The sequence below is a fragment of the Aeromonas lacus genome, assembly GCF_000764665.1.
Taxonomy (GTDB): Bacteria; Pseudomonadota; Gammaproteobacteria; order Enterobacterales; family Aeromonadaceae; genus Aeromonas; species Aeromonas lacus.
Map to the genome: position 1 here is coordinate 1 of NZ_JRGM01000138.1, position 13,722 is coordinate 13,722.

The following is a 13,722-nucleotide window of genomic DNA, read 5'->3' on the forward strand; positions in this document are numbered from 1 at the left end:
ACTGAGCTATTCCCGCAACTACCTTAAAACAGGCCGTACAGCATTTGGTTGCTTGCGCTACTGTACGGGAGCCGAATTATAAGAGCAGTCATTCCAATTGCAAGGGCTTTTTTGTCTGGTTGCGCGCGTTCGCTCAAAAGCTGGCCGAACTGTCGATTTTAGCAGCCAGAGCATGACAAACCCTTGCCGGGGAATCAGATCTTGAAGACGTGGCCGCGATAGAACTGCAGCTCGGCGATGGATTCGCGGATGTCGTCCAGCGCTTGGTGGGTGCCACTCTTCTTGAACTGATCCAGCAGTTCCGGCTGCCAGCGACGTACCAGCTCCTTGATGGTGCTGACGTCGACGTTGCGATAGTGGAAGAAGGCTTCCAGCTCGGCCATGTGCTTGACCATGAAGCGGCGATCCTGACCGATGCTGTTGCCGCACAGCGGGCTGGTGCGCTCCGGCACCCACTGGCGAATGAACGCGAGGGTCTCGGCAACGGCTTTCGCCTCGTCATGCTGGCTCGCCTTGACCCGGGCCACCAGACCGCTCTTGGTGTGGGTGTTGACGTTCCACTCGTCCATCTTGGCCAGCTCTTCCTCGCTCTGGTGGATGGCGATCACCGGCCCTTCGGCCAGCACGTTCAGGTCCTTGTCGGTGACGATGGTGGCAATCTCCAGTACCACGTTCTCTTCAGGGTCGAGACCCGTCATCTCCATGTCGATCCATACCAGGTTCTGCGCGCTGACTGTCATGATTACTCTCTCTGTTGGGAGGAATGGCGGAATTTTGCCAATTTGCATGTATCATACTGGCTTTGGATCTGTTCATAAACTGGCGAATCGAGTGGCAAAGAAAGCAAAACTCAATCTGGGTCAACAAAGACGCGTCCAGGCCAACCGCGAGCGTCGGCTGCAAAAAGAGCACACCACAGAGGTGGATGACACCCTGTTTGGCCCGGCCATCGAAGGGGTGGTGATCAGCCGTTTCGGTCAGCACGCGGACGTGGAAGCGAGCGATGGCACCATCCACCGCAGCAACCTGCGGCGCAGCAGCATCAGCAGTCTGGTGTGCGGCGACAAGGTGGTGTGGCGTCCCGGTCTCAATGCCGCCATCGCCGGCGTCATCGAGGCGGTGCATCCGCGCCACTCGGTACTGACCCGGCCGGACTTCTACGACGGGGTCAAACCCATCGCTGCCAACATCGACCAGATCATCATCGTCTCGGCGGTGATGCCCGAGTTCTCCACCAACATCGTCGATCGCTATCTGGTGGCTGCCGAGGATGTGGAGATCCGCCCCCTCATCGTGCTGAACAAGGTCGATATGCTCGATGATGCCGCCAGAGCGCGCATCGAGAGCCAGCTCGAAACCTACCGCAAGCTCAATTACGAGGTGCTGCTGGTGAGTTGCGAGAGCGGTGAAGGGCTCGATGAGCTGAAAGCCAAGCTCACCGACAAGATCAGCATCTTCGTCGGCCAGTCCGGGGTGGGCAAATCCTCGCTCACCAACGCCCTGATGCCGGGGCTGGATGTGCTCACTGGCGAGATCTCCGAAAACTCGGGGCTCGGCCAGCACACCACCACCACGGCGCGGCTCTACCACTTCCCGAGCGGTGGCGATCTCATCGACTCCCCCGGGATCCGCGAGTTCGCCCTCTGGCATCTGGAAGCTGACCGCATCACCTGGTGCTTCGTCGAATTTCGCGACTATCTGGGTGGCTGCAAGTTCCGCGACTGTACCCACAAGGACGATCCCGGCTGTGCCCTGCGCGCCGCTGTCGAAGCGGGCGCCATCAGCGCCGATCGCTTCCACAACTATCACCGCATCCTGGAAACCATGCAGGAAGCCCGTCACGGTCGCCAACAGGCGCGCCTGTGACCCTGTTTAACCTACGTTGATGATGAACATGAGCATTACTGACAACCTGAAAATTGCCGGTCAATACTGTCTGCCCAAGCACGCCCTCTCCCGTCTGATCGGCAAGTTTGCCGCCGCCGAAGCGGGCAACATCACCACCAAAGTGATCGAGGCCTTTATCAAGCAGTACCAGGTCGACATGAGCGAGGCGCTGCACGAGAGTCCAGCCCACTACAAGAGCTTCAACGAGTTCTTCACCCGCGAGCTCAAGCCCGGTATCCGCCCCGTGGTAGAAGATGCCATGACTCTGGCCCTGCCGGTGGATGGCACCGTCAGCCAGCTCGGCCCCATCCAGCAGGGTCGCATCATTCAGGCCAAGGGCCACGACTACAGCGCCCGCGAGCTGCTGGGCGGCTATGAGGATCTGGTGGCGCCATTCAAGGATGGCGACTTTGCCACCATCTATCTGGCACCCAAGGATTACCACCGCATTCACATGCCGCTGGACGGCGTGCTGGAGAGCATGGTGTTCGTGCCGGGGGATCTCTTCTCCGTCAACCCGCTCACCGCCGAGAACGTGCCGAACCTGTTTGCCCGCAACGAGCGGGTGGTCGCCACCTTCCGCACTCCGCACGGCCCCATGGCGCTGGTGCTGGTCGGTGCGACCATCGTGGCCAGCATCGAGACCATCTGGGCCGGCAACATTGCGCCGACCAAAGAGAAGAAGGTGGTGCGCTGGGATTACACCGGCGACGAGGCCATTACCCTGCAAAAAGGTGCCGAGATGGGGCTGTTCAAACTGGGCAGTACTGTCGTCTGCCTGTTTGGCCCGGGCATGCTGGCCGGTTTCGAACCTCACTTGGCCAACGGGGTCACCACCCGCATGGGTCAGCCCTTTGCCAAGCTGGCGGAGCAGGCATGAGCGAGCAACCGAACGCCTCGCAGAAGAACAACCCGCTGCACGGGCTGACGCTGGAAGCCATCGTCACCGCGCTGGTCGAACACTACGGCTGGGAAGAGCTGGGGCAGCAGATCAATATCCGCTGCTTCACCCATGAGCCCAGCGTCAAATCCAGCCTGAAGTTCTTGCGCAAGACCCCATGGGCCCGGGAGAAGGTAGAGAGCCTCTACCTCTACGTTCAGCGCAAGCAAGCCAAATCAAAGGAATAACGCCATGGCGTTCAAGATTACCTACACCTACAAGAAGCAGGCCAAAACGATCGGCTATGCCAACGACAAGTTCAACAGCATCTATGATGCGGTTGCCGCTGCCGAAGGGATCGATCTCGCCAGCTTCCACGCCATGGAGGCTCAGCTGGCTCAGGTGTGCCGGCGCGACAAGAAGAGCGTGAAGGATTACCGGGAGAACTACTTCAAGGAGCTGGGGTTCTCCAACATCGTCATCGAACGGGACAACCTCGAAGAGGATCAGAAGTAACCATGCGAACCTTGACTCTGATGGCCGCCTCTCTGCTGCTGGCGGCATGCAGTACACCGGAACAACATCTGGTTGGCAGCGATCGCGACAGCCACGGCTGCATCGGCAGTGCGGGCTATCAGTGGTCAGCGCTGACCAGCAAATGCGTGCGTCTGTTCGAGCAGGGCATCCGGCTCAATCCGACCGATGCCAGCCAGACCAGCAGCGCGTTCGTGCTGTTCAACACCGATCAGAGCAAGGCCGAGCTGACCCTGCCCACCGGCGAGCAGCATCAGCTTGCCCGTCAGGGCATGGAAGGCAACTGGTCGTGGCAGGGCAGCGGTTACACCCTCTTCCCCTGGAAGGGCTATGTGCTCAAATCCGGTGACAAGGTGCTCTATCAGGGGGAGTAACCCGAGCGCCTGATATCTTCCCGATATCCGCCAAATAAAATGCCGACCCAAGGGTCGGCATTTTTGTATGTGAAACAGACTGTTATCAGGCGCGACTGAGGTAATCGGCCTGCCCCACCCACTTGTAGCTGGTAAGCTCGGTCAGCCCCATGGGGCCACGAGCATGCAGCATCTGGGTCGACACCGCCACCTCGGCCCCCAGCCCAAACTGGCCGCCATCGGTGAAGCGGGTCGAGGCGTTGACATAGACAGCCGCCGAACCGGCCCCGTTGACGAAACGCTCGGCGTTGGCCAGATCGTTGGTCAGGATGGCATCGGAGTGACCGGCGTTGTGCTCGCGCATATGGGCCAGTGCCTCGTTCACATCCGCTACCAGCTTGACCCCCAGAGTCAGCCCCAGCCACTCGGTATCGAAATCCTCCGGCCCCGCCTCGCACAGGTTGTCGGCGCCCGCCAGCAGCGTCATGGCGTTGGCCGCGGCCACCAGCGTCACCTTGCGCTCGTTCATCAGAGCGACCAGCTGCGGCAGGAAAGTCGAAGCGACTTTCTCGTGCACCAGCAGGGTATCGAGGGCGTTGCAGGCGGAGGGGCGCTGCACCTTGGCGTTGTCGATAACCGCCAGAGAGCGCACCAGATCAGCGCTCTCGTCGACGAAGATGTGGCTGATGCCGAAACCGCCGATGATGACCGGAATGGAGCTGTTCTCCTTGCACATCTTGTGCAGGCCGGCACCGCCACGGGGGATGATCATGTCCACATAGCGGTCGAGGCGCAGCAGCTCGGCCACCAGCGCCCGATCCGGGTTGTCAATGTACTGCACCGCTGCCTCGGGCAGGCCGGAGGCCGCCAAGGCATGCTGGATCACCCGCACCAGCTCCAGATTGGAGTGGAAGGTCTCGCGCCCGCCGCGCAGTATGCTGGCGTTGCCGGTCTTGAGGCAGAGGCTGGCGATATCGATGGTGACGTTGGGGCGCGCCTCGTAGATGACGCCGATAACCCCGATGGGCACCCGACGACGGGAGAGGCGCAGGCCATTCTCCAGCACCCGGCTATCCATTTCGGCGCCGACCGGATCATCCAGCGTGATTACCTTGCGCACATCCGCCACGATACCGGCCAGCCGGGCCGGATTTAGCAGCAAGCGATCCAGCATCGCCTCTGACAGGCCCGCCTCACGGCCGGCGGCGATATCTTTCGCATTGGCGGCGAGGATCTGCTCACTGCGCGCCTCCAGCTCGTCGGCGATGGCGGCCAGCGCCCGGTTCTTCTGCGCCGTGCTGACGGTAGCCAGCTGATAGGCGGCGTCACGGGCCGCCTGCCCCATTTTCTCCAGACTCATCTCATTTCCCTTTGTTCATGCCGTGCCGCCCTGATTAGAGCAGCACCATGTCGTCTCGATGGATAGCCACAGAGCCGTAGCCATAGCCCAATACCTGTTCAATCTGGTCCGAGTGGACGCCGCGCAGCTTATCCAGCTCCAGATGGTCGTAACGGCAGATGCCGCGAGCCAGCTCGGCGCCTTTGGGATCAAGAATGCGCACCACATCGCCCCGAATAAAGTCGCCCTTGACCGCGACGATCCCCTTGGGCAACAGGCTGGAGCCTTTCTCCTTCATGGCGGCGACAGCCCCCTGATCAACATGGACTTCGCCGTGAGGGGGTGGGCCTGCCAGGATCCAGCTCTTGCGCCCTTCCAGCGGGGAGGCCAGCGCCGGGAACAGGGTACCGATACGCTCACCCTTGGCGAGACGGCCGATCACCTCCGGCATCTGGCCGGTCGCAATCACCACGTTGACGCCGGCGCGACGTGCCACATCGGCCGCCTGCAGCTTGGTGGCCATGCCGCCGGTACCGAGGCCACTGACGCTGTCACCCGCCAGCGAGCGCAGGGTATCGTCGATGGTCTGCACCTCTTCGATGAGCTGGGCATCCGGATTGGTGCGCGGATCGGCAGTAAACAGCCCCTTCTGGTCGGTGAGCAGGATCAGCAGGTCGGCATCAGCCAGGATGGCGGCGCGGGCGGAGAGGTTGTCGTTGTCACCTACCTTGATCTCGGCGGTCGCCACCGCGTCGTTTTCGTTGATGACCGGAATGATGCGGTGATCAAGCAGGGTGCGCATGGTATCGCGGGCATTGAGATAGCGTTCGCGATCTTCCAGATCGGCGCGAGTCAGCAGCATCTGGCCGATATGCAAGCCATAGAGGTTGAACAGATCCTGCCACACCCGAATGAGTTGGGTCTGACCGACCGCCGCCAGCATCTGCTTGTTGGGCAAGGTTGGCGCCAGTGGCGGGTGGCCCAGATGCTCACGGCCGGCGGCGATAGCCCCCGAGGTGACGACCACGACCCGATGGCCGTGGCGGTGCAAGGCCGCACACTGTCTGACCAGCTCGACCATATGGGCACGATTGAGCTGGGAAGACCCCCCTGTGAGCACGCTGGTGCCCAACTTGACGACTATGGTTCTGTTTTCCATGGGAGCATAAAGGCTAAAAAAGTAAGGAATATCTTTATACCCACGGCCATGGAGCCCTGCAAGGCAATTCATGGTGCGGTGGAAGAGGAGAAAAAACGGGAGGAGAGAGAGGAGGAGAGAGAACTGAAGCCCTGCGAGTGACAGATGCAACTCGCAGGGCTTCAGGGGATCAGGCTGCCGTTACGGTCAGCTCGTTGGTGACCTGCTCGGCAGGAGACAAGTGACACTCAAGCGCGGCCAACTTGTCACTGATGAGCTTGTAGAAGCGGTTGAGGGTGCGTTCCACCTCCGCCTGATGCTTTTTGGGGATCGGCTTGTCGAGCCATTCGCCATCGGCATTGTAAAAACCGAACTGATAGTGATAGCGGAACTGGTGATCATCCTGCTCCAGCACCAGCCACCAACCCCAGAACTCCCGCTTGTCCGGCGCCGGTTTGGCGCTGACGCAGACAGACAAACAGTCGAAGCGGTAACGCCCCTCTTCACAGAGATCTTCGCGCAGATAGGGGCCAATGGCAGCAAACTGCCTCAGCAGCCGCTTGTAGGTCACTCTTTCAGACATGTTAACCTCCCTGTTAAACAAGCCGCGCCACCTGGTGATGGCGTCAGATTTTTAGCGCAATATCAGGCACACAGGTGCCGTTTCAACCACTCGACAATCTCATCCAGCGCCTGGTCATAGACCTCTAGCAAGGGCTGTTTGTCAAACACGATGGCCTTGCCATTGCGGCTGGCCGACGCCAACGCCCGGACATCCTGCTCGGGACAGATGAAATCTCTCTTGTGTCCGATACTTAATATCGGCACCGATGTGCGAGTCCCGAGCAATCCTTGCGTTTTCAGTGAAAATACCTGGCACTTGGTGCGCATGGTATCCCACTGGGCCGCATCGGCCCCCAACCGGTTGGCCAGACTGTCCCGCATCATGCGCGGGCATCGGGCAAACAGCTCCTGATTGGTAAACACCTGATTGACCCCGGCCCCGACACAGACCACGGTTTTGAGCTTGAACGGTTCGATAAAGGCCAGTCGCGCCGCCACATTGCCCGCCAGTCGAAAACCGACCATGGCGATACGCTGGTGATCGACCCAGGCCACCTCGGAGAGGTAGTGCAGCACCGCCTGATGGAGACGGCTGGTATCCTGCACCAGCGGCCAGTGCTCGGAATAGCCGATACCCGGCATATCCAGCGACAACATGCCGATGCCGTTGGGTTCGAGCCGTTTGAGGTAGAAGTTGAGAAAATCGAGCTGCAGGGAGTCGATCCCCCCGCTGATGATCGCCAGCGGCACCGGCTTGTCGGTAGCCGGCAGGTGGAGATAGCCCTGAATATTCTTGCCGCGAAATGGCACCTGGATCTCTTTGAGCGGCACCTTGAACAGCCGGCCCGCTTCGCGATAGGCCATGTTGCCGAGCAGTTGGGCCTGATCCGCCAGTTCGTCATCTTTCAGATGGGGATAGCTGGCGATGGAGTAGTAGCGCACCGCCTTGAGCAGTTGCTTGAGAGCCCCCTCCTTATCGCCCTGCTCGCAAAGTTCGCGGCCCTGCTTGAAATAGGTGCCAGCCACCTGGCTCCACTCGTAGATCCAGTTGCCGGGCACATAGCCCTTGATGGTATCGAGATAGCAGTCGTGGGTGCGCTCGCCGGTCGCCATGGCGATGCGGGCCAAGGTCTGCTCCACCTCGACCGGATCAGCCCCCTGCCAGGCCCAGGATGGGCGGCGCAGCAGGCGATACCAGCTCTTTGACATGGAGCCGTCAATAAACATCTCGTCTGACTCGGCCTCGGCCAGTTCGGCCGGGCTGGAGTTGGAGATCTCGGAAGTTTCCAATACCTTCTTGACCCGGGTGAACAGTTTTTCGGTCAGATTAAGGTCGTCGTTCAAGTCCAAGATAATGTCTCTTTCAATCAGGCAATGGTTCATCTTAACCACTTTTACTGCCCGTCAGCCACCCCGCAACAGATTGATACACAAAAAAACAGGGCTCCTTCAAGGAGCCCTGTGAAACCATTACTCTTCGTCGCAGATTGGCGTGACAAACTCCAGCGCCATATCCCACGGTTGCTCGATCCAGGTGTCCTGCGGGATAGCAACTTCGAAATCATCCAGCAGCGGCTCACCCATCGGTTTGGCAAAGATGGCGATGAACTTGGCTTTCGGGTAGAGATCGCGGATGGCCTTGGCGGTTGTGCCGGTGTCCACCAGATCTTCCACTACCAGCCAGCCTTCGCCGTCACCGGCAGTGGTCGCGCCCTTCACAACCACCAGCTCACGCTGGTTGTCATGGTCATAGCTGGAGATGCAGAGGGTCTCTACGTTGCGGATGCCGAGTTCACGGGCCATCAGGGCTGCGGGTACCAGACCACCGCGGCTGACCGCGATGATCCCTTTCCACTGGTTGGCAGGCAGTTGACGACGAGCCAGACGGCGAGCTTCACGTTGCAGGTTGTCCCACGACACATAAAACTTTTTCGGCATATTATCGATCTCGAATAGTTGTACAAAAACAATCACTTAAAATAATGGCATCCGAAAGTATCCTCTCGAATGCCAATAAATGGCGGCTCTTGTCCGGCTGAATTCAGATTGCACTTGTTCCGCCTGAGGGATGACCTCGGCAGCAAATCTGATAGCAGTGGAAGCAAGGTGGACATATCCGGCGCTTGGGTCGATAAGAGTGCCAAAACCGCGGACAGGCTGTTGGGCCGATATGATAGCACCCTTTGCAGAGAAAATGCCTGGCAAACGTATGCCAAATTCAGGAAAAATTGGCCTCTTCATCTCCAAATGACCCAACCAGAGAGCCGAACGGCAAATGTTGCCCCCCTCTCATCAGCAACGATTGGCACTCATTGGCAAACGACAGATAAAAAAATAGCAGGGGGAGGATTTACCTCGCGCACCTGCTGCTTTGTCGTCTGCACCCAATCGGGTGACTTGCCCCTCAGGACAAGCTCGCCTTAGCGACGGCTGACGAAGGGATTAGGGTAGCTGAAACCCTGGGTATAGAGAGATGGGGCGAACCAATAGGTAGAGTTGCTGCCTGGCATCTTGAATCTCCTGATTGCTTAACAAGTTACGTACCTTTATGCGGGCTCAAATCCTTGAACGAACACTCGGTTCCATGGAGGCGCACTTGCTTTGCTTCGGTTCCCTGGAGGCTTTCATCGTCATCCTGACGGGTGGCGAACCACGGGAGCTAATTTACCAGCTGGCACCGTAAACTCAATCTTTTTGTGAAGCTCGTCACATAAATTTCGTTTCTGCCAAACAGTGTCACCCGAGCCTGACAATTGCACTGCCCCGGTAGCCACCGGCAGCACAACCGCCCTGCGATTTGCGCTAACCGCTCACATTTTTCTGCGATTGACTGTATTATCGTTATCCACTTTCCAGGCCCACTGACGGGGCCTCTCTCATTCCGTGCTGGTAAGGAGTCCTGACGTGGCACAACTAAGTTCCTTGTCCCCCCAACTGATTTGGCATTTCTTCGAACAGATCTGCTCCATCCCCCACCCTTCCAAGCATGAAGCCAAGCTGAGTGCCTGGATCGTCCAATGGGCGCAAGGGGAAGGTCTGGCGGTCAAACAGGATAACGTCGGCAACATCATCATCAAAAAACCGGCAACCCCGGGGATGGAAAACCGCAAGGCCGTGGTGCTGCAGGCCCACATCGACATGGTGCCGCAGGCCAACGCCGACACCAAACACGACTTCGCCAACGACCCCATCGATGCCTACGTCGATGGCGAATGGGTCACTGCCCGTGGCACCACCCTGGGTGCCGACAACGGTATTGGCATGGCCGGTTGCCTGGCAGTGCTGGCTGACAAGACCATCAAGCACGGCCCGCTGGAAGTGCTGCTGACCACTGACGAAGAGACCGGCATGACCGGCGCCTTCGGTCTGGAAGCAGGCTGGCTGGAGGGCGAAATTCTGCTCAACACCGACTCCGAAGAGGATGGCGAGGTCTATATGGGCTGCGCCGGTGGTGTCGATGCCAATATCCGCTTCCCGCTCGAGCTGGTTGATGCTGCGGAAGGTGAAGCATTCGAACTGGCCGTCAAAGGGCTGCGTGGCGGTCACTCCGGTTGCGACATCCACCGCGGCCGTGGCAACGCCAACAAGCTGCTGGTGCGCCTGCTCAAAGCAGCCGAGCCGCTCGGTATCCGTCTGGCCGAGATCCACGGCGGCACCCTGCGCAACGCCATCCCGCGCGAAGCACGTGCCACCCTGCTGGTACCCGCTGCCAGCGTAAACGAGTTCAAGGCGCTGGTTGACCGCTATACCGGTATCTACCAGACCGAGCTGGCCGCCACCGAGCCGAACCTGACTCTGCTGGTCAACAGCGCCGCCAAACCGGCCAAGCTGATGAGCATCTCCCTGCAGCAGCGCCTGCTGGATGCCCTGATGGCCTGCCCGAACGGCGTGATGCGCATGAGCGATGCCATGCCCGGCGTGACCGAAACCTCAACCAACCTGGGGGTCATCAAGACTCAGGATGGCGAAGTGTACGTCCAGTGCCTGATCCGCTCCCTGATCGACTCCGGTCGCGAGAGCATTGAGCAGATGACCCGCTCCCTGTTCACGCTGGCGGGTGCCAGCTGCGAATTCACTGGTGCCTACCCAGGTTGGGCGCCGAATGTGGACTCCCCCGTCATGGCGCTGGTGCGCAACAGCTACCAGACTCTGTTCGGCACCATGCCCAACGTCATGGTGATCCACGCAGGTCTCGAGTGCGGTCTGTTCAAGAGCGCCTATCCGGAGTGGGACATGGTCTCCTTCGGCCCGACCATCCGTGGGGCCCACTCCCCTGACGAGAAAGTACACATCCCGGCAGTCGAGCGTTTCTGGCAACTGCTGGTTCACGTACTGGAAGCCATTCCGGCCAAGTAAGCCAGCCCGGATCAAACGGCAAAACAAAGCCCCGCACTGCTGCGGGGCTTTTTATTGTCTGTTCCAGCCTGACTTTGGCGCTTAACGGATACCGCGGGCCTCGCGGATCCACTCCCAGGCTTGCTGGATTTCCTGGGTTTTCTCCTTGGCCATCTCCATCATCTCCGGCGGCAATCCCTTGGCGGCCAGCTTGTCCGGGTGATGCTTGCTCATCTCCTTGCGATAGGCGCGCTTGATATCCTGATCGCTGTCGCTCTCGCTCACCCCCAGCAGCTGGTAGGCATTCTTGAGGCGATCCGCCGAGGGAGGAGCCTGCCGATACTGCTGGCCATCCGCACCGCTCCCCTGATACTGGCCATGGGCCTGATTGAAGAAGTTCATCTGCGCCTCGGCCATAGCCAGAATGCGGGCCAGCTCGATGCGGCTGAAGCCCAGTTCATCGGCAATGGTGTGCAGGATGGCGCGTTCACCATCCTCTACCCGACCATCGGCAAAGGCGGCCTGCAGCTGTACTTCCAGAAAGAAGCGCAGGATATCGCGCTGGCCCTGGCTGGCACGACGAAACTCGGCCAGGGTCTCGCGCAGCGGGAAACCGGCCTCCTTGCCATGCCGGAACGAATCCTGCGCGCGGCTGCGCAGCTCGCCGGAAAGACGCATCCGATCCATCAGATTGGAGGCGACCCGGATCTCCTGTTCGGTCACCTGGCCGCTCGACTTGGCGATATGGCCCATCACCGAGAAGGTGGCATGGAAGAAGACAGCCTGTTGCTCCTGAGTCGGAGTGCGGCGAAACGCCCCCTGCAGCCCCATGCCGCGATCGAAACGGTGGCCAATCCAGAGGCCAATCAGGGCACCGATGATGTTGCCGAGCAGAAAACCGAAGAAGGCGCCCAGCACCTTACCCCAAATACGCATGGTTCAAGACCTCTTGATGTTATTGAGCGCGGTGCTGAAGCTGTTCGTCCAGCTCGCGCAGACGGTCGACAGTGCCGATATCGCGCCACTCGCCAGCCAGCAGACTGCCACCTACCAGACCTTGTGCCATCCACTCCCGCAACAGGGGAGCCAGCTTGCGGGCACCCGCAGGCAGACCGGCAAAAGCTGTGGGCTGATAGAGGCCGACGCCGCTGAAAGTAAAGGCGGGGGTGTCTACGACCTTGCCAGCCTGCAGGGCAAAGTCCCCGGCCGGATGCTGGGGCGGATTGGGTGCCAACCAGAGGTGGGCCTGATTCTCACCCAAGGACTGGCCAACCAGAGAGCGATAGTCGAGATCGAGCCAGGTATCGCCGTTGATCACCAGAAATGGCTCATCCCCCAACAGTGGCAGCGCCTGGATGATACCGCCGGCCGTCTCCAGCGCGCTCTCCTCGGCTGACCAGTGAATGGTCACGCCAAGCGCACTGCCATCACCCAGGGTCTCGACCAGCTTGTGGCCAAGCCAGGCGTGGTTAATCACCAGCTCGGTGACTCCGGCTGCTTTGAGCTTTTCGATATGGTGGACGATGAGTGGCTTGCCCCCGACAGCCAACAACGGCTTGGGCAGCAGGTCAGTCAGCGGGCGCATCCGCTCGCCACGGCCAGCGGCCAGGATCATCGCCTTCATGGTTTTACCCCGGCGTTGGCAATCCCCGGCAACACCACCTGCTCGAGCCACTGGCCAAAACGGGCCAATACCGGATAAGCGCTACCGTGGTTGCGACAGACATCCACCACGTAGCCGAGGGTACGGGGAATATCCTTGAGATAGCCGGATTTGCCGTCGCGATGATAGAGGCGGGTGAAAAGCCCCGCCGCTTTCAGATGACGCTGCATACCGGTCAGGTCGGCATCGCGGCGGAAACTGGCGTAATCGCGCTCGCCAAGCAGTCCAGCCTGCTGCAGGGTAGCAAAGCCGTGCTGCATCCCCTGCTCGATCACCGCGTCCGGCCAGCGTACATAGCAATCTTTCAGCAGGGAAACGAGGTCATAGGTGAGCGGCCCGATGACCATATCCTGAAAATCGATGATGGCGAGTTCGCTGCTATCAGGAGTGTCTCCGCCGCACACCATCAGGTTGCGACTGTGGAAGTCACGGTGCATCACCCCTTGTGGCTGAGCCAGATTGCAGGCGGTGAGACAGGCAAAGGTCTCGTCCAGCAACACCTGCTCTTCATCGCTCAGGGTCAGCTTTAGATGGTGACCCAGCAACCATTCGGGGAAAATGCTGTTCTCCCTCGCCATAAAGGCGGTATCGAAGGGTTCAAGCGCCAGATCCACCGACCCCAGTGTCGGCAACAGATCGATCGCCTTGCCATACCAGGCCAGCACGTTGTGCTCGTTCAGGCAGCTGATCAGCTGGGTATCGCCCAGGTCACTGACCGCCAGCAAACCCTGTTCATAATCAACGGCCTTGACCTCTGGCGCCAGCAACTGACGCGCATGCAAGGCGGCGGCATTGCGAACAAATTCATGATTTTTTTCGGTTTTCGGATTGGCATCTACCCATATCAGCCCGGCGCCACGGTAGTAGCGGCGGAAACTGGCATCACCGGAAATAAGGGTCAACTGAAGGGTGGCATCGCCTGAAATCTGGCGTGCCCACTGCAATAGCAGGGAATCGCGATCGTGCATAAGTAGGGGACCAAGGTGGAAAGCAGCACTTGGCTGTTAGCCCTGGCCGCAATAATGCTTT

General features: G+C 59.7%; 15 protein-coding genes. 6 read left to right on the plus strand and 9 right to left on the minus strand.

Going from position 1 to position 13,722, the window contains the following annotated elements; genetic code table 11:
• Nucleotides 1-194: 194 nt before the first annotated feature.
• Nucleotides 195-740: an oligoribonuclease gene (gene orn / locus LG31_RS0112845; RefSeq protein WP_033114869.1), complete on the minus strand. Its 546-nt coding sequence runs from the start codon at nt 738-740 to the stop codon at nt 195-197.
• Nucleotides 741-831: 91 nt separating this feature from the next.
• Between orn and rsgA the strand changes: the two genes are divergently transcribed.
• The 5 genes from rsgA to LG31_RS0112870 are packed head-to-tail and all read left to right on the plus strand — an operon-like array spanning nt 832 to nt 3,675.
• On the plus strand, nt 832-1,866 hold the full coding sequence (rsgA, locus tag LG31_RS0112850) for a small ribosomal subunit biogenesis GTPase RsgA (RefSeq protein WP_033114954.1): 1,035 nt from the start codon (nt 832-834) through the stop codon (nt 1,864-1,866).
• Between the two features lie 28 nt (nt 1,867-1,894).
• Nucleotides 1,895-2,767: an archaetidylserine decarboxylase gene (gene asd, locus LG31_RS0112855; protein ID WP_026034874.1), complete on the plus strand. Its 873-nt coding sequence runs from the start codon at nt 1,895-1,897 to the stop codon at nt 2,765-2,767.
• On the plus strand, nt 2,764-3,015 hold the full coding sequence (locus LG31_RS0112860; RefSeq protein WP_005341005.1) for a VF530 family protein: 252 nt from the start codon (nt 2,764-2,766) through the stop codon (nt 3,013-3,015). Before asd ends, LG31_RS0112860 begins: the two co-directional genes overlap by 4 nt.
• A 4-nt stretch (nt 3,016-3,019) precedes the next feature.
• Nucleotides 3,020-3,283 carry a DUF2960 domain-containing protein gene (locus tag LG31_RS0112865; RefSeq protein ID WP_033114870.1) on the plus strand — a complete coding sequence of 88 codons (264 nt, stop codon included), beginning with the start codon at nt 3,020-3,022 and terminating at the stop codon, nt 3,281-3,283.
• A 2-nt stretch (nt 3,284-3,285) separates the two neighbouring features.
• Nucleotides 3,286-3,675, plus strand: a complete 390-nt coding sequence (locus LG31_RS0112870) for a hypothetical protein (protein WP_033114871.1) — start codon at nt 3,286-3,288, stop codon at nt 3,673-3,675.
• 85 nt (nt 3,676-3,760) lie between these two features.
• On the opposite strand, the gene LG31_RS0112875 is transcribed toward LG31_RS0112870, so the two are convergent.
• The 5 genes from LG31_RS0112875 to gpt all read right to left on the minus strand — a co-directional run bounded on the left by LG31_RS0112875 (nt 3,761) and on the right by gpt (nt 8,633).
• Nucleotides 3,761-5,014 (minus strand): glutamate-5-semialdehyde dehydrogenase, encoded by a 1,254-nt coding sequence (locus tag LG31_RS0112875; protein WP_033114872.1) that lies wholly within the window; start codon nt 5,012-5,014, stop codon nt 3,761-3,763.
• A 34-nt stretch (nt 5,015-5,048) separates the two neighbouring features.
• Nucleotides 5,049-6,152 (minus strand): glutamate 5-kinase, encoded by a 1,104-nt coding sequence (gene proB / locus LG31_RS0112880; RefSeq protein ID WP_033114873.1) that lies wholly within the window; start codon nt 6,150-6,152, stop codon nt 5,049-5,051.
• A gap of 169 nt (nt 6,153-6,321) precedes the next feature.
• A complete protein-coding gene (crl, locus tag LG31_RS0112885) occupies nt 6,322-6,714 on the minus strand; it encodes a sigma factor-binding protein Crl (RefSeq protein WP_033114874.1) in 393 nt (130 codons plus the stop codon).
• A 62-nt stretch (nt 6,715-6,776) separates the two neighbouring features.
• The gene (frsA, locus tag LG31_RS0112890; protein ID WP_033114955.1) at nt 6,777-8,045 is read right to left on the minus strand and encodes an esterase FrsA; all 1,269 of its coding nucleotides are present in this window, start codon (nt 8,043-8,045) and stop codon (nt 6,777-6,779) included.
• 120 nt (nt 8,046-8,165) lie between these two features.
• Nucleotides 8,166-8,633: a xanthine phosphoribosyltransferase gene (gene gpt / locus LG31_RS0112895; RefSeq protein ID WP_033114875.1), complete on the minus strand. Its 468-nt coding sequence runs from the start codon at nt 8,631-8,633 to the stop codon at nt 8,166-8,168.
• Nucleotides 8,634-9,599: 966 nt separating this feature from the next.
• On the opposite strand from gpt, the gene LG31_RS0112900 reads away from it, so the two are divergent.
• Entirely contained in the window at nt 9,600-11,051 is a 1,452-nt protein-coding gene (locus LG31_RS0112900; RefSeq protein WP_033114876.1) for an aminoacyl-histidine dipeptidase, read from the plus strand.
• Between the two features lie 81 nt (nt 11,052-11,132).
• Here LG31_RS0112900 and djlA read toward each other — a convergent pair whose 3' ends face one another.
• The 3 genes from djlA to LG31_RS0112915 are packed head-to-tail and all read right to left on the minus strand — an operon-like array spanning nt 11,133 to nt 13,661.
• A complete protein-coding gene (gene djlA / locus LG31_RS0112905) occupies nt 11,133-11,966 on the minus strand; it encodes a co-chaperone DjlA (protein WP_033114877.1) in 834 nt (277 codons plus the stop codon).
• Nucleotides 11,967-11,985: 19 nt separating this feature from the next.
• On the minus strand, nt 11,986-12,654 hold the full coding sequence (murU, locus tag LG31_RS0112910; protein WP_033114878.1) for an N-acetylmuramate alpha-1-phosphate uridylyltransferase MurU: 669 nt from the start codon (nt 12,652-12,654) through the stop codon (nt 11,986-11,988).
• Nucleotides 12,651-13,661, minus strand: a complete 1,011-nt coding sequence (locus LG31_RS0112915) for an aminoglycoside phosphotransferase family protein (protein ID WP_033114879.1) — start codon at nt 13,659-13,661, stop codon at nt 12,651-12,653. Before LG31_RS0112915 ends, murU begins: the two co-directional genes overlap by 4 nt.
• Between the last annotated feature and the right edge of the window lie 61 nt (nt 13,662-13,722).